Source organism: Dyadobacter frigoris (assembly GCF_005280585.1).
GTDB classification, from domain to species: domain Bacteria; phylum Bacteroidota; class Bacteroidia; order Cytophagales; family Spirosomataceae; genus Dyadobacter; species Dyadobacter frigoris.
The window spans coordinates 325,028-342,550 of record NZ_SZVO01000006.1; the positions used below are offsets into that span (position 1 = coordinate 325,028).

13 protein-coding genes are annotated in these 17,523 nt (G+C 40.2%); 5 read left to right on the plus strand and 8 right to left on the minus strand.

The window, feature by feature from the left end:
• Positions 1 to 195 precede the first annotated feature (195 nt).
• From FDK13_RS14845 to FDK13_RS14865, 5 genes are all read right to left on the minus strand, one after another.
• Positions 196 to 645 carry a DUF4920 domain-containing protein gene (locus FDK13_RS14845; RefSeq protein ID WP_137340787.1) on the minus strand — a complete coding sequence of 150 codons (450 nt, stop codon included), beginning with the start codon at positions 643 to 645 and terminating at the stop codon, positions 196 to 198.
• Between the two features lie 79 nt (positions 646 to 724).
• Complete coding sequence (locus FDK13_RS14850; protein ID WP_137340788.1) at positions 725 to 4,192, minus strand: T9SS type B sorting domain-containing protein; 3,468 nt, start codon at positions 4,190 to 4,192, stop codon at positions 725 to 727.
• 20 nt (positions 4,193 to 4,212) lie between these two features.
• The gene (locus tag FDK13_RS14855) at positions 4,213 to 4,830 is read right to left on the minus strand and encodes an ABC transporter ATP-binding protein (protein WP_137340789.1); all 618 of its coding nucleotides are present in this window, start codon (positions 4,828 to 4,830) and stop codon (positions 4,213 to 4,215) included.
• A 49-nt stretch (positions 4,831 to 4,879) separates the two neighbouring features.
• The gene (gene bla / locus FDK13_RS14860; protein WP_137340790.1) at positions 4,880 to 5,800 is read right to left on the minus strand and encodes a class A beta-lactamase, subclass A2; all 921 of its coding nucleotides are present in this window, start codon (positions 5,798 to 5,800) and stop codon (positions 4,880 to 4,882) included.
• Positions 5,801 to 5,821: 21 nt separating this feature from the next.
• Positions 5,822 to 7,048: a hemolysin family protein gene (locus FDK13_RS14865; RefSeq protein WP_137340791.1), complete on the minus strand. Its 1,227-nt coding sequence runs from the start codon at positions 7,046 to 7,048 to the stop codon at positions 5,822 to 5,824.
• 431 nt (positions 7,049 to 7,479) lie between these two features.
• Between FDK13_RS14865 and fbaA the strand changes: the two genes are divergently transcribed.
• Complete coding sequence (fbaA, locus tag FDK13_RS14870) at positions 7,480 to 8,559, plus strand: class II fructose-bisphosphate aldolase (RefSeq protein WP_137340792.1); 1,080 nt, start codon at positions 7,480 to 7,482, stop codon at positions 8,557 to 8,559.
• 86 nt (positions 8,560 to 8,645) lie between these two features.
• Here fbaA and FDK13_RS14875 read toward each other — a convergent pair whose 3' ends face one another.
• Positions 8,646 to 9,047: a winged helix-turn-helix transcriptional regulator gene (locus tag FDK13_RS14875; protein WP_170982808.1), complete on the minus strand. Its 402-nt coding sequence runs from the start codon at positions 9,045 to 9,047 to the stop codon at positions 8,646 to 8,648.
• 96 nt (positions 9,048 to 9,143) lie between these two features.
• Here FDK13_RS14875 and FDK13_RS14880 point away from each other — a divergent pair, with 96 nt between their 5' ends.
• The 3 genes from FDK13_RS14880 to FDK13_RS14890 all read left to right on the plus strand — a co-directional run bounded on the left by FDK13_RS14880 (position 9,144) and on the right by FDK13_RS14890 (position 13,385).
• Positions 9,144 to 9,776, plus strand: a complete 633-nt coding sequence (locus tag FDK13_RS14880; RefSeq protein ID WP_137340793.1) for an NAD(P)H-dependent oxidoreductase — start codon at positions 9,144 to 9,146, stop codon at positions 9,774 to 9,776.
• A 42-nt stretch (positions 9,777 to 9,818) separates the two neighbouring features.
• Complete coding sequence (locus tag FDK13_RS14885; protein WP_137340794.1) at positions 9,819 to 10,523, plus strand: DsbA family oxidoreductase; 705 nt, start codon at positions 9,819 to 9,821, stop codon at positions 10,521 to 10,523.
• Positions 10,524 to 10,811: 288 nt separating this feature from the next.
• Entirely contained in the window at positions 10,812 to 13,385 is a 2,574-nt protein-coding gene (locus FDK13_RS14890; protein WP_137340795.1) for a DUF5686 and carboxypeptidase regulatory-like domain-containing protein, read from the plus strand.
• A 110-nt stretch (positions 13,386 to 13,495) separates the two neighbouring features.
• Here FDK13_RS14890 and FDK13_RS14895 read toward each other — a convergent pair whose 3' ends face one another.
• Positions 13,496 to 15,361: a M1 family metallopeptidase gene (locus FDK13_RS14895; RefSeq protein WP_137340796.1), complete on the minus strand. Its 1,866-nt coding sequence runs from the start codon at positions 15,359 to 15,361 to the stop codon at positions 13,496 to 13,498.
• Between the two features lie 325 nt (positions 15,362 to 15,686).
• Here FDK13_RS14895 and FDK13_RS14900 point away from each other — a divergent pair, with 325 nt between their 5' ends.
• Entirely contained in the window at positions 15,687 to 15,851 is a 165-nt protein-coding gene (locus FDK13_RS14900; RefSeq protein ID WP_026628251.1) for a DUF1328 family protein, read from the plus strand.
• Positions 15,852 to 15,934: 83 nt separating this feature from the next.
• Here FDK13_RS14900 and guaA read toward each other — a convergent pair whose 3' ends face one another.
• Entirely contained in the window at positions 15,935 to 17,464 is a 1,530-nt protein-coding gene (gene guaA / locus FDK13_RS14905) for a glutamine-hydrolyzing GMP synthase (RefSeq protein WP_137340797.1), read from the minus strand.
• Positions 17,465 to 17,523 lie beyond the last annotated feature (59 nt).

Sequence of the window (17,523 nt, forward strand, 5' to 3'; positions counted from 1 at the left end):
TGAGTAATATTCCTAACCCAAGGCTGAGCCTTGGGTTAATTTTTATCTTCCCGGATATAGAAATCCGGGCTAAATCCCGATTCTCAGCGAGTTCTTTCCCAACACAAGGTTTATCCCTGGGCAGGTTGCCAGGATGTCTCCGACTTTAGTCATTGATATTTGGTTCATCATTAACACATTCTGTAAAGTGAAATATTACTTCACCAAAACCCCATCTGCAATAAACGTCAACTCCTTTTTCGGCTCCGTTATTTTGGCAATTTCTTCGTTACTTTTTCCTGCATCTTTGGCATAATGCTGCAAGTGTTCTACCGGAACCGTTTTCATCTGCGCTTCGCCTTCGAACACCACCGTTTTCCCGGCAATATCTTTCGGTACAAAAAATGCATAATCTTTAAACATAACCCGCATTGTTTCCCCATTATCCATTTTCACTTTCATCCAGCAACCTTTTACCTGACAAACAGACTCGACAGTCCCGGTAACTTTGGTCGCCATCTCTTCCTGATTGCCCATTTTAGCCGGTAAAGCACTGGCCTGAATTGCTTTTTTGTCATTAATCTCTTTACCAAAATGAGCAGCCGTTTGCGCTCTGGCAACGGAAAAACCTGTTAATACCAATAAAAATATAAATAGCTTTTTCATCTTTTAAAAGTTGATTTTAAATCCTTTAATTAATTATTAAAACTAACGTTTTTTATCCAGACCTGTATATAGCAAAGACTTATTCCAAAACTTCAAGCCAACCTTTACAATGATTTCCTCCCGGTGTATCAACAACATAAAAATAGGTACCATTCGCTATTCCCTTTCCCCAGTCATTTTTATACTCACCGGATTTATAAATGCTTTTGCCCCAACGATTGTAAATTTCAAGAGAAGAACCCGTTACCGGTACATAAAAAATATCATTCTTCCCATCCCCATTTGGCGTTATCACATTGGATAAAATAAGAGGCTCTTCCGCACTGATTTCTTTGGAAGTAGAAAGGGAACAACCCGAAGCATTGTAGGAAGTAAGCGTTACCGTATATTTTCCCGGTGTTTCATAACTATAATTTTCAACATTCGCTGTACTAAAATTATTCGTTGTGCCAAGATTCCATTCGAAGCGCTGCGCGTTTGGCGTTTTGTTCATCATCGAATATGTTACCGGTTTATTGCATTCCCCGCCCGATCTTACGATTTCAAAATCGGGAACATATGAACGGTCTACATTAACAGTAATTTGTCTTTTCGGCCGACAGCCATTTGCGTAAATTCCTTGAATGGTATATGTTGTCGTTTTTACAGGACTTACCGAAACGGTTTTTCCCGTTGTTTCACTTAACGTAGAATCGCCTGACCAAAGATATTCCGCGGCATCACCTGACGCGGTTAAGGAAACAGGTGTACCTGCACAGGCAGTTACATCCGGGGTCACAGAAAAATCTTTGCTTTCTTCCACAACCACGGTCACTTTTTTGGTAACATTACATCCGCTTTCAGAACTTATTTTTACTGAATATTGCGTTGTTTTATCAATAGTCACCTTAGGCGTTGCAATCAGAGGATTGTCTAGCCCCATCACTGGCGACCATTCATATTTTGTACCTCCACTGGCAATCAACGTGGTTGTTTTATTTTCGCAGGTAACGGTATCACCGGTTATTTTTGCATTTACACTTTCCACAGTAATAATTTTCTGAGCAACGTCCATTCTTTTACAGCTCATCTTATTATAGACAGTCAGTGTCACTTTATATTGACCCGCCTCGGTAAAAGTATACGATCCTCCATCCTCTTCTCTGGAAATCCCGTTTCCATTGACATCCCAAAAATATTCAACTCCTCCTTCGCTGGTATTGACAAGATCAAGTTTCAGCGGCGCACATCCTTTCAGTACATTTTTAGTTTGTCCCTGATATACATCAAAATCCGCTTTCAACAAATCGATATCAATTTTAAACGCTGCATTATTACAGTTAGGGCTTTTATTAGTTTTTGACCAGGCTTGCGGTGTTGTTGGAAAAAAACTGCCGCCACATGCACAGGTGGCATGGTAAATCATTCCGTTTTTATCAAACCGGCTTGTACCGCCATCTACGTGATCACCATGAGCCTGACCAGTTCTGTCCTGGCTTCCGAAGAAAGTTGCGTACAATAATGACTTGGCATTTTCTTCCAGAATAGCGATATAAAAATTACTTCCGTTTGTGGTCGTTTGAATTGCATTTGATGTAACAGCCATACCCAGGGTACTACTGGCGGTATTGTATCTCGTAGCTCTGTTGACATCTCCCCCCCATCCTGCCAGATAAATATTACCGCATTCGCTGACAAGAAAAGCGGTGGGTGAAATATCCGGGACACCCCGGCCTGATCCAATGACCGTAGAAAAAATCGTTTTGGATAAGGAATAATCAAGCGCATGGACAAACTGTCCGCTGCCCGCATTGCTGTATATTCCGTTGCTGACAGGATATTTCCCAAACGTTAATCCATAAACATACACATTTTCATTTGGGTCAAAATCCAGGAGATATCCACCATCCTCGGCGCTGGTCCCCATGTAGGTCATTCCTTTTAAACGGCCATCGTTATAAACACCTACGAAAGCATCTTCCGCTCCGCTTAATTTTGGCTGATAGGAAGTTGACAGCGTTTTCAGGTCTGCGCTTTGCGTTAATCCTGTTACAAAAACATCTCCATTTTTAGCAGGTTTGGCAGAAAACGCTGCGTCAAAACTATTTCCTCCGATATACGTGCTCCACATCAAACTATTCAAATTTGCAGAAAGCTTAAACAAAACACCGTCCTGACTACCTGAAAGTTTAGTTTGATCTGCATTGACAACCGGGAAATTATCCGAATTTGTTGAAGAAACAATGATCACGTTATCATCCGCATCCAGTTCAATTTCTCCACGAAAGCTATCTCCGTAATTTTTCACTTTGACATTATCCGTCGCACTGATCCCGTCATTATTTTTGCCTCCAACGTACGTGGAAGCCGTTAGCTGCGTTCCGTCGACAGAGAGTCCGGAGATAAAAATATCACTGCCGTTCAAAAACGCGAGGCCACCTACAGGTTCAGCCCATTGGCCGCCGCCAAATATCTTTTGATAAGCAGAAATGCTGACCGGAAAATTAGTAGAGCTGGTTGTGCCAAAAATCAATAATTGATTTTTACTGTTAACAATCAAACTATTAGGAACTTCGGTATCATTACCACCAAGATAAGTTGCATAAACCAGCTGACTTCCATCAGGCGTGTATTTCAAAATACCGACATCCACAATAGCAGCAAATTTCATTTGAAATGCTCCAACCGTGGCAGGAAATCCGATGCCAAATACCGTCCCGCCAGAATACAAATTACCCTGCGCATCATACGTCGCCGTGTGCCCCCAGTTATCCGCAATCGATCCCGAAAAAGTTGAAAAAATCAATTCCGGATCAATTGTTAAAATAGCTGAATGATTATAATCTTTTGGCAGGGAAAACTGAACGCGGTTTCCTTCTGATAAAACAATCCTGGAAGCTACGTCCTGCGTTTTATTGTTGATTGTTTGAAAAGAATAAGGCTGCGCCTCTTTGAACTCCCCAACCGAAGTTTTCACAATAGTTTGCCCCGATTCGTTTACGGAAATATCAGTAGCACCTTCATATTTTAATTTGATCTGGGAAGCATCAGCCAGTGGATGAACGATAAATTCATATTTCAGTTTGGTATCGTAAATGTAAATCCGAAGGTCAATTCCTTTGTAAATATTTTCATAAATTACCTCTTCAAATGCTCCGGCATTACCAGCCCATTTCGATTTGTCGTTTCCCAGGAAATAGTTGAAAGTGGTTTTAACAGGATGTTTCGTACCATATTTGATATCAGAACCGGCATTTTCAAACTTTACCTCAACACCATGCGCGTTGATAACCGGAGCGGTTGACGGTAAAAATTTCGCATTGGGTGAGAAAGGCTGCGAAACTGCTTTCCCGTGCATATCCGATACCTTGGAAGCATCATAAAGTACATACACGATTGATTTATTTTTCAGAAAAAGAAAACCGCCCGGAATCTCGGTTCTAAACAAGATATCTGCATCCCATTGTCCTTTGTTTTGAACAAAATACATACCGCCACTGAACGATGCAGTCATCGTTCCCAGGAAAACCAGAACCAAAATCAGAAGAAATTGTATAGTTTTCGTCATAGCCGGCACTTCTTTTTATTTTATTTGAACGCAGAAACGTTAATGATATTTTCACAAAACTCATATTCCTGCTTAACATTCGAGCCCAGCAGAACCAGTTGTTTTTCAGTGGATTTTATGACGTTTTCAAGATACCAATTTATTCCGTGCACATCGAGGTTTGTCGTAGGTTCGTCTAAAAAAATAATCGGCACATCCGACATAAAAGCCAGACCCAACTTTACTCTTTGTTTCATCCCGGACGAAAAATGGCGGATCACTTTTCCACTGGCGTGAGATAATTGGATAAAATCTTCAAACTCCGGGGTGGAAATGTTATTTTTCAGCGGCTTGAATTTTCTGTGAAAATCAATGACTTCGCGCAGTGTAAATTCTTCAATCAATTCAAGATAAGGTGCTGCTATAACCAAATATTTGTACCATTGCTCCACATCGATTTCTTTTCCGTCATGGTTATAGATGATCGTACCTTCCGTGGCAGGTGTCATACCTGTAATCAATTGTAATAATGTAGATTTCCCACTTCCGTTTGGGCCTACAAAAGTATACATCTGACCTTGCTCCAACACAAAACTCGCCCGGCGAATGATCCATTCCCGCACGAATTTCTTGCCTATATTTTCAACTTTAATCTGCACAATTTAATGATAGAGTGATTGAATGAGTGAATGACGGAATGGTCAGACACTACTTTTTGGCCAGAAAATAATCGTAGGCTTCTTTTGAAATTTGTGCTATTACGCCATCTCTGCTTTTTTCATCCAGTTTTGTATGTGCTAAAAAAATAACAACAGCGACGTGTTCACCATTTGGCAAAGTAATGATGCCAACATCGTTAGAAGCAGCTAAAATTCCTTCCTCATTCGTTCCTGACAATCCAGTTTTGTGCGCTACTTTTGTATTTTTTGGCAATAAGCCTTTGATCTTATTTGGACCGGTTGTGGTTTCCGTCATCGTTTTCATAAGGAAATTCGTGCTGGTTTTTGACAAATTTTTGCCTTTATAAAAAAGGTCAAGTAACCGCAGCATAGCCCTAGGTTTGCACCAGTTCGTGAACTGCACATTCCAGCTTTTTGACATTTCTTCCTCAGTAGCTGCAATCGCTATACTTTTTATTCCCAAACCATGAATATATTGATCCACTTTTTCAGGACCGCCAACCGTGCGGAATAGTATATCACAAGCGTTATTATCACTGTTTGAAACAGCATAACCAATCAATTCCGAAATTTTAATATCTACACCCCCGTTAGGATATTTCTCTCTCAACGGACTCCATGTTTTTGGAAGCAAATCTTTTTTAGTAACATGAATTTTCTGATTTAGCGAAAGTTTTCCCTTATCAACCTGATCCAGAACAGCCATCGCAAGCGGGAACTTATATACACTTTGCATTGGATATTTATGTCCCTCATTGAACAAAAAAGTCTCCTTATCTTCCAGGCCCATGATCGCAACACCTACATCACTTTTTGAGGCTGAAATGATTTTATCAATTTCCTGACGAAATATTTCATGCTTTTTTTGCGCAAAAGCATTCAGGTTAGAAACCAGAAAAAACGCAATCAGGAAAAACGTTGAGGATTTGAAGTTTTTGTTGATGGTCATTTGAATAAAGTTGATCAGTTGCTAAGGCTTAATTTCGTTGGTTTCAATATCTTTCTGACTATTTCCAGTTCTTTGTCTGGTCAATTTCACCAGTTCAATCCGGGTATCCTGCATAGATATGATCTGGAAAGAATAAGGCGGCATACTGATTTCGTCGTTCACTTCCGGCAAATCACCGTGTACCTGAATCAGCATTCCGGCTAATGTATCATAATCGCCTTCCGGTAAATCCCAGCCGTATTTTTCGTTTAGATAATCAACCTCATGACGCGCACTTAAAATGTAGGTATGATCATCAACCTTGCGCTCGGTCCAGTCTTCCGTGGAGTCATATTCATCCTGGATTTCCCCAAAAATCTGCTCCACCACATCTTCCACACTAACCAAACCGGAGGTTCCTCCGAATTCGTCCACAACCAAAGCAAGACTTCTGCGTTCTTCCAGAAAACGTAACATCAGATCACTCGCGGGCATTGCTTCCGGAACAATCAAAATCGGTGTCACGATGCTGCTGATTTCTTTTGGTTTTCTGAAAAGTGACAAGGCGTGGCAATAGCCCAAAACATCATCCACAGATTCCCGGTAAACGATTATTTTGGAATGTCCGCTGGCCAGAAACGTCCTTTTCAAATCTTCAATCGTATCATTTACATTGACCGCTGAAATTTCAGTACGCGGAATCATACAATCCCGAATTCGTAAATCTTTAAAATCCAGAGCGTTGATAAACATTCTTTCATCAATACTATGATCTTCAAAATCCGGATCATCGGCAGATGCTGCTTCGTCACGTAAATGATGGGTCAGCGAATGCTCGTTTACAAACGGTTCAACCAGCCAATACAACGGTGTGATAACCCATTCAGCAAAACGAACAGGAAATGCTTTTAGATCCAGAACTTTTGGGAAAATATAACCTATCCTTACCCAAACGGTATAACACAAAACCCATAAAATGGCGAGTGCGATAAAAAGGATCAAAATCGTTAATTCTTCTGCAATGCCAAATGAGTCTTTAAGGATCGGAAATACAAAAGCTACTGCATAAAAACAGCCCAAAGCCACCACGGCAAGCCGGATCATCCTTAAAAGCCGGCGCCAGTAAAGCGTTTGAAAAATTACGTTGGCATTTTCATGTCTGAGCGTATACTTGTCAATTGAAATATCCAGCAGCACAGCACGGACTGCGCCATAATAACCCGCCAAAACGAAAAATAAAACAGCCAGACCGACCAGAAGAATGTTCATCGTTTTCTATTTTTAGTAGCGGTCGCTTTTTTCAAATTTTCTTCTTCAAGTCTTTTCTTTTCAGTTAAAGACGATTTCAACCTGTTGAATTGAAAAAAAAGCAAAAATGTAATACTTAGCAGTAAAAGCCAGTAACTTTCAAATAGGGTAGTACGTCGAAATTCAAGCACCCACAAAATTAAAAAACCGATACAGCCGGCGATTAAAATGGTTCGGGTTAATTTTGGAGACATGGAAAAATTTTTTAATCTATTCTTTTTCAAATATACACAGAATGGATTAAAATGGGTAAATCATCTTTGCCTGTCATAATATCACTTACTTATTTCTCCCGTTTTCTTTAAAATAGTTAACTTGCGGCAATTCCTGTACAATTAGGCCGCAATCCCCTAATTGTAAAAATTTTTCTTGATAAAATATCTTATTTTACTATGAGCGAAACTACACAACGCTTTCCTGCCGGTGTTATTACCGGTGACGGAGTTAGCGAAATCTTCCGTCATGCCAACGAAAATAACTACGCCCTTCCAGCTGTTAACGTGGTTGGTACTAACTCAGTAAACGCGGTTATCGAAACTGCGAAGGCCGTAAACAGTCCTGTTATTGTTCAGTTTTCGAATGGTGGCGGTATCTTTTTTGCAGGAAAATCTCTTTCAAATACTGATCAGAAAGCTGCTATTGCAGGAAGTATCTCAGGCGCTCAGCACGTTCATTTGATGGCTGAGGCTTATGGCATTCCTGTAATTTTACATACAGACCATTGCGCTAAAAAACTTCTTCCCTGGATCGACGGTCTTCTGGAAGCTGGCGAACGTCATTTTGACAAATTCGGCAAACCACTGTACAGCTCTCACATGCTTGATTTGTCGGAAGAGCCTTTGGAAGAAAACATCGAAATTTGCAGCAAGTACTTCGAGCGTATGGCTAAAATCGGCATGACGCTTGAAATCGAACTGGGTGTAACAGGTGGTGAAGAAGATGGTGTTGACAACAGCGATGTTGACAGCTCTAAACTTTATACTCAGCCGGAAGAAGTTGCTTACGCTTATGAAGAGCTTCGCAAAATCTCTCCAAACTTCACAATCGCTGCGGCATTTGGAAACGTTCACGGTGTGTACAAACCAGGTAACGTGAAATTGGAGCCGAAAATTCTTAACAATTCTCAGAAATACATTCAGGAAAAATTCGGAACAGGTGAACTTCCTGTAAACTTCGTATTCCACGGTGGATCAGGTTCTTCTCGCGAAGAAATCCGTGAAGCAATTGAATACGGTGCGATCAAAATGAACATCGATACTGACGTTCAGTGGTCAACCTGGGAAGGAATTCTTAAATATTACAAAGAAAAAGAGGGATATCTTCAGACACAGCTGGGTAACCCTGACGGAGCTGATTCTCCAAACAAAAAATATTACGACCCACGCGTTTGGTTGCGTAAAGGTGAAGAAACAATGATCGCTCGTTTGAAAGTTGCTTTCGAAGATCTGAACTGTATCAACCGTTTAGCTTAATTTTTGCAGCTTGCTGCAAAAATTAAAAAAGGAGTTTCGAACGTGTGACAAACACAATTGAAACTCCTTTTTAATTTTATTTCATCTCAACTTTCAATTTCCAAAGCTTCACCCACTTGCACCTTCCCCATTACCTGATTTCGGTGTTTGATTCCCCAAACTCTTAGCACGTCGATTAATTCCCTCAAAGATCTTCCATGTTCCGTTAGTGTGTATTCCACAACAACCGGAATTGAATCGTAAACCGTACGTTTTACGAGTTCATGTGCTTCCAGATCCCTTAACTCCTTTGAAAGCATTTTGTCCGTAATATTTGGAATTTCCCTGGCGATTTGTGTAAAACGCTTGTTTCCAAACATCAGTGAAATAATAATCTGAAGTTTCCATTTCCCATTCAACGCATCGAGCGCATCCCGAACAGGTAATAAACTTTTTGAACAATCACTATGTGATAATCTCTCCGGAATAATTTCTTCTTTTGCTTCCATAATCTGTTTAAAAATGCACTATCCTATTGTATAGTACTTACAAATGTATAGCCTATTTATTTAAGTTTGCATATCCAAATTTAAAATTGAAACAAAATGAGTAACCTGATAGAAACGTTGAACTGGCGATATGCTACCAAAAGAATGAATGGCGAGAAAATCCCGGCAGAAAAACTGAAAGTGATTTTGGAAGCGATCCAACTTTCCCCATCGTCCGCTGGTATGCAACCTTATACCGTTTTCGTCATTGAAGACCAGGAACTTAAAGAAAAAATACAGAAAGTTGCTTATATGCAGCCGCAAATCGCCGAAGCTTCCCACCTGATCGTTTTTGCTTCATGGACAAAAATTACAGCGGAACATATTGATGAGTACATGAATCTGATCGCCCATACCCGCGGTGTTTCTGCTGAATCGCTGGATGGGTTTAAAACTTCCATCACCAATGGTATTCTTAGTCGTCCCGAAGAAGATAATGCACAATGGGCTGCCCGCCAGGCATATATCGCTCTGGGACACGCACTTGTGGCAGCAGCTTCCGAACAAATTGACGCCACACCGATGGAAGGTTTTGACGCGAATGGTCTGGATGAAATATTAGACCTAAACGAAAAAGGTTTGCACAGTGTTGTGATTATGACGCTGGGCTATCGTGACGCCGAAAATGACGTTTTGGCCAGCGCGAAAAAGGTAAGAAGATCACTTGAAGAGCTTTTTGTTACACTGTAATAACAGGTTGTAAACATTGCTCAAAATTAAAAAGAAGCAATTATGAAAGTTGAAATATGGAGTGATGTCATGTGCCCGTGGTGTTACATTGGAAAACGTAAGTTTGAAAAAGCATTAGAGCAATTCTCACAAAAAGACAGAATTGAAGTGGAATGGAAAAGTTTTCAGTTAAATCCTGACATGAAAACAGATCCGAGCCGAAGCATTGTCGAATACCTTGCAGACGCCAAAGGTTTTACTATTGACCATGCTACACAAATGCTTGATAACGTGACAAACGTAGCCGCGGAAGTTGGTTTGGAATATCATATGGACAAGACAGTTCTGGCCAATTCTTTTGACAGTCACCGTTTTATTCAGTTTGCCAAGAAAAATAAACTGGGAGATGCTGCGGAAGAGCAATTGTTCCACGCCTATTTTACCGAAGGAAAAAATACAGCAGATCATGCCACGCTGATCGATCTTGGAACGAAAATTGGCTTGGGAGCCAGTGCGATTAAAGACGTTCTGGAAAGTAATCAGTTTGCAGAAGATGTTCGTAAAGATATTTACGAAGCACAACAAGTTGGTGTGCGTGGCGTTCCGTTTTTTGTATTAGACAGAAAATATGCCGTTTCCGGTGCACAGCAGCCTGAAACATTTTTGGGAGCACTTCAACAGTCTTTTCAGGAATGGGAAAAAGAAAATCCTGCTCCGCTGGTAAGCCTCGCAGAAGGAGATAGCTGCGACATTGATGGAAACTGCTAAGTAAGTTTCTTTTATTATCCGTTTTTGCCCGTTCATTGCGTAATGCAGTGAACGGGCTTTTTCGTTTTAAAGGTTTTCATAAATATTTTAAAACAGGTGCTCTGATTTCCTGAAACTAACGTATGTATTGTAACATTTACAGACTTTCTTGAATCGTCGGCATGATTATATAGGCGATAGCGTAGGGGAAAATACTATTTTCTATATTACATACTTGAAGTAACTGGGAAATGAACAATTTCTAACGTTTAGTTTCTCCAAAAACACAAAATACCTGAACTTAACCATATGCATTTAGTCTTCTATTCTCTTCTCTTATGCTTCACAGTTTCCCTTTCCCAAGCCGGAGGAATAAAAGGACGTATTTCAAATAAAAGTGGAGACGCGCTGCCATATGCAGGAATTGCGGTTCATGGAACGAGCGATGGAACCATTGCAAATGACGAAGGCTTGTACGAATTCAGCCTAACACCCGGAACGTATCAACTTGTTTTCCAATACCTGGGCTTCAAAACATTAACTCAAACTGTTGTCGTAGGAAATGATTTTAAGGTGCTGAATATTACGCTGGAAGAGCAGGCGCTAAATCTCGGGGAATTTACGGTTGGAAATAAAAAAGAAGATCCCGCCAACACGATCATGCGGAAAGCGATTTCCAAAGCCCGTTTTCATCAATTACAAATTCGATCTTATCAGGCAAAAGTATATTCCCGAAGCACCGCCCTGCCTACAAAAATTCCTTATCTGATTGAAAAACGGTTTAAAAAAGAAGGTATCCAGGAAGGAAAAGCGATTATCAACGAAAGTGTAGCCGAGATTCAATACCGTCGGCCAAACAGTTTTAAGCAGCATATCATTTCAACCAGAAATAGTTTAGACAATAGTATTCCTTCGCCTAATGAATATATTTTAGCAAGCCTGTACAGTCCTGAAATTGCAGGGACCATTTCTCCGCTTTCTCCAAAAGCATTCGCCTATTACAGGTTTGAATATGAGGGTTATTTTGAAGACCGGGGACAAATTATCAATAAAATAAAAGTAATTCCGAGAGCTTACGGGGAAGGTGTTTTCCGCGGAAGTTTATATATCATTGATGACCGTTGGGCGATTCACAGCTATGATCTGGAAACGACGACGAGCGGACTGGATATTTTTGCCAAACAGATTTTCAACCCCATTCAAAATATCTGGTTGCCTGTAAATCAACAATTTAGAATCAAAGGAAGTTATCTTGGTTTCGCAGGAGAATTTAAATATCTCGTTTCTTTAACTTATCAAAAACTGGATGTTGATCCGGGTTTGAAAGAAGAAATTGTCGTTAACGACCCTAAGACCGATCAGGAAACTGCTGAAAAAGTCAAAAAGAAGAACCTGGAAAAAATGATTCAGGAACAGAAAGCTTTTTCGACAAAAAATCTGAGAAAATATACCAAAGAATACGATAAAGAATTAAAGAAAGAGCGAAAAAAAAATGGTGAGGATCAACGGATTGTACGTGAGGATTCAATTATTGTAGATTCAGCTGCAAATAAAAGGGACACAACGTACTGGGAAAATCTGCGGCCAATTCCATTGACCAATGCCGAAGTCCAAAGTTATGCTTTACAGGACAGTATCAAAATTGCCAAAGATGAAAGTAAAGCGAACAATCATCCGGATTCAACAAATTTCAAACCGCATCATATCCTCATTGGCAATACGTACACATTAAGCAACAAAAATTCCGTCCATATTGAAAGTCCTTTTTTAGGTTTTTATTATAATACTGTTGAAGGTTATGCGCTCAACCTCGCTGCGGAATGGCAAAAAAAATGGGGAAAATCCAGCTATTTTTCGGTTAGACCTTATACACGATACACATTTGGAAGAGACAAATTTAATGGGAACATCCAGATAAATGCCGGGAATGCTAATTCCAATCTGATGGTAACGGCGGGTGAAATGGTGAACCAGATCAACAGGGATAATCCGATCACACCTTTTGGCAATACCATTTCTACACTGATTTTTGAAAGAAACAGAGCAAAATTATATCAATCCAAATTTGCAAAAGCACAATACGATATCCGAAATATCTTCGACATCGTAAATATCAGTACCAGTCTCGAATACGAACAACGGAAAGAATTGTTCAACATGGAAAATATCAATTCCTATATTGACTGGCCAAAGCGTGTATTTACACCGAACCGCCCATTAAATGATGAGGAAAGTAATACAGGATTCCCGGATCATGATGCGATGATTTTTCAGATCAGCGCTGATATCCGTCCTTGGAGGCGCTATGTAGTGCGGAATGGCGAAAAAAGATATTTGCGTACCAGAAAACCGGCATTCAGTATTTTATACAAAAGCGGTTTACCCTTTGCAGGAGATGTAGATTACAAATTTCTACAAGGTGGAATTCGTCAATCGATCGAATTAGGGCCTCGAAATAATGTAAGTTATTCGGTAAAAGGAGGTGGATTTTTGAGTAAAAAGGAAATGTATTTTCCTGACTTCCGGCATTTCTTAGGTAACGAATCGTTTTTCAGAATGGGTGACCCTCTGACACAATTCAGAAGTTTGCCTTATTATGAACACAGTACAAAACAATGGTTTATTGAAGGTCACGCGTTATGGTCGATGCAGCGGTTTTTAGTAACCCAAATTCCTGTTTTAAGATTGGCCGGAATCAAAGAAACCGTTCAGGTTCACTATCTTTTCTCCCCTACTTCACGGCATTATTCCGAACTGGTTTACGGTCTGGATCACATTTTCAAGTTCTTCCGGATAGAAACTGTTGCCCAGTTTGATGAAACAAAATTGCAAAAAATAGAATTCCGGGTCGGGACGATATTCAGGATTTCAGATCTGAGATAAAAACTTCTGCTAGGCGCCATTGGCAGTCGGCTTTCAGATCTTCGCCAAAAATTAAAAATTTAGAGCGATAGTATGAAAGCCGACCGCCGGGGGCGCCTGGCCGATAGCCTTTATCTTACTTCATTCACTTTTTCTCCCTTCAATCTCGGCGCAACTTTTGGTAAAGATGGGTAGGTATTATTTTCAGGATTAACGTCAGCCATTCTGCCGCTTGGGTCTATAACAATTCTATCCACGTCCGTCATAGCGCGATCGATTGTGAACGTATATTCCGGATAAGTCCAGCCCCAATCGGATAATAAAGTCGTTTTGGAGTACAGTTTTTCAGCTTTTTCACCACGCATCATTTCTAAAGGAATATAAAAATTCTCCTGCGATCCGTCCTTGTAACTTATTACGACATCAAGCGGCATCGGCATTTGTCCAATCCTTTCGATCACAACATCCGTTTTTCCTGCATTTGAAACAACTTCCTTGATACCGTAATCAATCGTTTTGGTTGTACCGATAAAATCTTCCCAATACCAATCCAACTCCAATCCGGATTCTTTTTCCATGATCCGTTTCAGATCTGTCGGGTTTGGATGTTTGTATTTCCACTCGTTGAAATAACGCTTCATTCCACTTTCCAACTTATCCTTTCCTATAATATAACCAAGCTGATTCAGAAAAACGGCACCTTTGGAATAGCTTGCAATGCTGTAAGCTCTGTTTGTATTGTAATGATCCGCATGTGTTGTCATCGGTTCTTCCAAACCGGATTTCACAAGATTTCTATAACTCGCGGTTGTTCCGCGCATTGGATCCGTTTTAGACTGGAACAATTCTGCCAGAACAAGATTTTGCGCATAGGTTGTGAAACCTTCGTCCATCCAGGAATATTTTGACTCGTTTGTCCCTAGCAAGCCCTGAAACCAGCTGTGAATGGATTCATGAACAGCTACGCTAACCAAACCTGACAAATTCGAATGCCCGGTAATTAAAGTCGCCATCGGATATTCCATTCCGCCATCTCCACCCTGAATAATCGAATATTGCTTGTAAGGATAACGACCAAACTTCTGGTTCATGATCTTGAAAGATTCAACCGCCAACGGCTCCATTTCCTTCCAGACATTGGCCAAAGTATCGGTTTGGTAGAAAAAATGAAGATCCAGATTGTCATCCACTTTTACCACATCATGCTTGTAATCGCGATCTGCTGCCCACATAAAATCGTGGACTTCCGGCGCTATGAAATGCCAGGTTAACTTTTCTCCGGCTTTGTGCGGAACATCTTTTTTGCTGTATCCGTAACCGATTTTATCAGGATTTTGAAGATATCCCGTTGCTGCTACCATGTAAGAAGCGTCCAGCGTAATTTTTACATCAAAATCACCCCAAACGCCGTAAAATTCTCGTGCGATGTAAGGATTTGCATGCCAGCCTTCGTAATCGTATTCACAAAGTTTTGGATACCACTGCGCTACGGAATAATCAATTCCTTCACTATTATTTCTACCGTTTCGGCGAATTTGTATAGGAACCTGCGCTTCAAACTCCATGTCAAAAGTATGCTGAGATTTCGGCAGGATTTTCTCATTTAAAGTAACTTCCAGAATTGTCCCAACTACCTGATATTTCAGGGGCTTGCCGTTTTGTTTTAAGGATATAATTTTTTCGTATCCAATTTCATTAGGAGACAATTTTGAAATTCTGTCTTTCACACGTGGATCAGGATCGCTGATCATTCTTGAACGGACATCCATTTGGCTTCCCGGCTGGAAAGCGTTCATGTAGAGGTGATAAAAAACCTTTGTAAGGGTATCTGGAGAATTATTGCTGTAAACCAGCTTTTGAACACCTTTGTACTGATGTTTTGTAACATCAAAATCAACATTCATCTGATACTTAACGCGCTGCTGCCAACGATCTGACTGGGCAAAAGTGGCTGTACTGATTAATCCAGCCATAAAAACAAAAAGCAATCTATTCATTCTACTATACTTAGTATTTCAATTTTAAATATCAGGCAAATTACGGCTAATGATGCACTTGACAATATATTCATCGTAATTCATCATTATATTGCTAAGACAACTATGAATAAGTCAATATTATTTCATTCCTATGTTCAATTTGTAACTTATTATACCAGTTTTGAGTCCATCCTGGGCAGCAATCTCTACATAAAAGATCAATTCTCTGGCCTAAATACACGTAAACAGCTAGTAATCAAATTATTTGATAAAATGATTTCCTGGCACATAATTAGTATTAACGCATTTGTACGCATTTATCAACTTAAACTATTTGTCAATTATGCTTAGATGGACAGTAATATTTCTGATCGTAGCCATCATCGCCGGAGTACTTGGATTTGGTGGAATTGCAGCTGGAGCTGCCGGAATAGCTAAAATACTTTTCTTTGTCTTTTTAGTTTTATTTGTATTGAGTTTGATCAGCCGTGGAGTCGGACGATCCTGATGGAATATAACATGATTAGTAATATAAAGAGAAAAGCGAGCTGAAACAGCCCGCTTTTTCCTTTTATAGTCAAAATCAAAACCTTATTCCCACTCAATCGTTGCAGGTGGTTTTGAAGAAATATCGTAAACAACGCGGTTAACGCCTTTCACTTTATTGATAATATCATTGGAAACTTCTGCAAGGAAATCATATGGCAAGTGAGCCCAGTCGGCCGTCATGCCATCAACCGAAGTAACAGCTCTCAAGGCGACCACACTTTCGTACGTGCGCTCATCGCCCATTACACCAACACTTTTAACAGGAAGAAGCATTACACCAGCCTGCCAAACTTCATTATATAAATTCCATTTTCTTAGTCCGCCGATAAAAATCGCATCAACTTCCTGTAAAATGGCTACTTTTTCTGGTGTGATTTCTCCCAAAATACGAATCGCCAGACCTGGTCCCGGGAACGGGTGACGACCTAAAATCGTTGGGTCAATTTCCAATGTTTTACCAACTAATCTTACTTCATCTTTAAACAAAGTATTAAGTGGCTCAACAATTTTCAGCTTCATAAAATCAGGCAAACCACCTACGTTATGGTGCGATTTGATCGTTGCCGATGGACCTTTTACTGAAACCGATTCAATAACATCAGGATATATGGTTCCCTGACCAAGCCATTTCACATCTTCAATTAAATGTGATTCCTGATCAAAAACATCTATAAAAGCTTTTCCGATTGCCTTTCTTTTTGCTTCCGGATCAGATAAACCATCCAAAGCGCTGTAAAACAAATCTTTTGCATCTACACCTTTGATATTTAAACCCATATCACGGTAAGATTCAAGTACTTGATCGTATTCGTCTTTTCTTAATAATCCGTTATCAACGAAAATGCAGAACAGATTTTTACCGATTGCGTGGTGAACCAATGTCGCAGCAACAGTAGAATCGACTCCACCTGAAAGTGCCATGACAACACGGTCTTTTCCAAGTTTCGCTTTCAGACTGCTGATGCTTTGTTCAACAAAAGCGTCTGCTGTCCAGTCTTGTTTGCAACCGCAGATTCCAACTACGAAGTTGTGCATTAACTGCTTTCCTTCGGTAGAATGGGTAACTTCCGGGTGAAACTGGATTCCGTATGTAAGTTCGTTTTCGATTTTGAAAGCGGCCACTTTTACAGATTCCGTAGAAGCGATAATATGAAAGTTTTCAGGTATCGAAACAATGGTATCACCATGTGACATCCAAACCTGAGAAGTAGTGGAAAGTCCGGTTAATAACGACGAATCTTCATCATCAATTTCCAGACGTGCACGGCCATATTCACGATGCTGCGATGGTTTTACATCACCCCCAAGCAATTGTGCCATAAGCTGAGCACCATAACAAACACCCAGAATTGGTACTATTTTCCTGAATTTATCAAAATCAAGATAAGGCGCATCTTCGTCTCTAACCGAGCAGGGGCTGCCTGAAAGAATAACACCTTTGATATTGGGAGTCAGCTCCGGAAAATTGTTGTATGGATGGATTTCACAATAAACATTGAGTTCCCGAACCCGACGCGCAATTAATTGCGTGTATTGTGAGCCAAAATCTAGAATAAGAATCTGTTCAGTCATAGAAAATGCGATATAAACCGCAAAGGTACAGTTTAACTATGACAGAAAGAAAAATATCA

Excerpts from the sequence above, each read along its gene's own strand:
- FDK13_RS14890 (WP_137340795.1), top strand. The coding sequence starts at position 10,812 with ATGCATTTAGTCTTCTATTCTCTTCTCTTATGCTTCACAGTTTCCCTT.
- FDK13_RS14875 (WP_170982808.1), bottom strand. The coding sequence starts at position 9,047 with ATGGAAGCAAAAGAAGAAATTATTCCGGAGAGATTATCACATAGTGAT.
- FDK13_RS14880 (WP_137340793.1), top strand. The coding sequence starts at position 9,144 with ATGAGTAACCTGATAGAAACGTTGAACTGGCGATATGCTACCAAAAGA.
- bla (WP_137340790.1), bottom strand. The coding sequence starts at position 5,800 with ATGACCATCAACAAAAACTTCAAATCCTCAACGTTTTTCCTGATTGCG.
- FDK13_RS14865 (WP_137340791.1), bottom strand. The coding sequence starts at position 7,048 with ATGAACATTCTTCTGGTCGGTCTGGCTGTTTTATTTTTCGTTTTGGCG.
- FDK13_RS14900 (WP_026628251.1), top strand. The coding sequence starts at position 15,687 with ATGCTTAGATGGACAGTAATATTTCTGATCGTAGCCATCATCGCCGGA.
- FDK13_RS14895 (WP_137340796.1), bottom strand. The coding sequence starts at position 15,361 with ATGAATAGATTGCTTTTTGTTTTTATGGCTGGATTAATCAGTACAGCC.
- FDK13_RS14885 (WP_137340794.1), top strand. The coding sequence starts at position 9,819 with ATGAAAGTTGAAATATGGAGTGATGTCATGTGCCCGTGGTGTTACATT.
- FDK13_RS14845 (WP_137340787.1), bottom strand. The coding sequence starts at position 645 with ATGAAAAAGCTATTTATATTTTTATTGGTATTAACAGGTTTTTCCGTT.
- guaA (WP_137340797.1), bottom strand. The coding sequence starts at position 17,464 with ATGACTGAACAGATTCTTATTCTAGATTTTGGCTCACAATACACGCAA.
- FDK13_RS14850 (WP_137340788.1), bottom strand. The coding sequence starts at position 4,192 with ATGACGAAAACTATACAATTTCTTCTGATTTTGGTTCTGGTTTTCCTG.
- fbaA (WP_137340792.1), top strand. The coding sequence starts at position 7,480 with ATGAGCGAAACTACACAACGCTTTCCTGCCGGTGTTATTACCGGTGAC.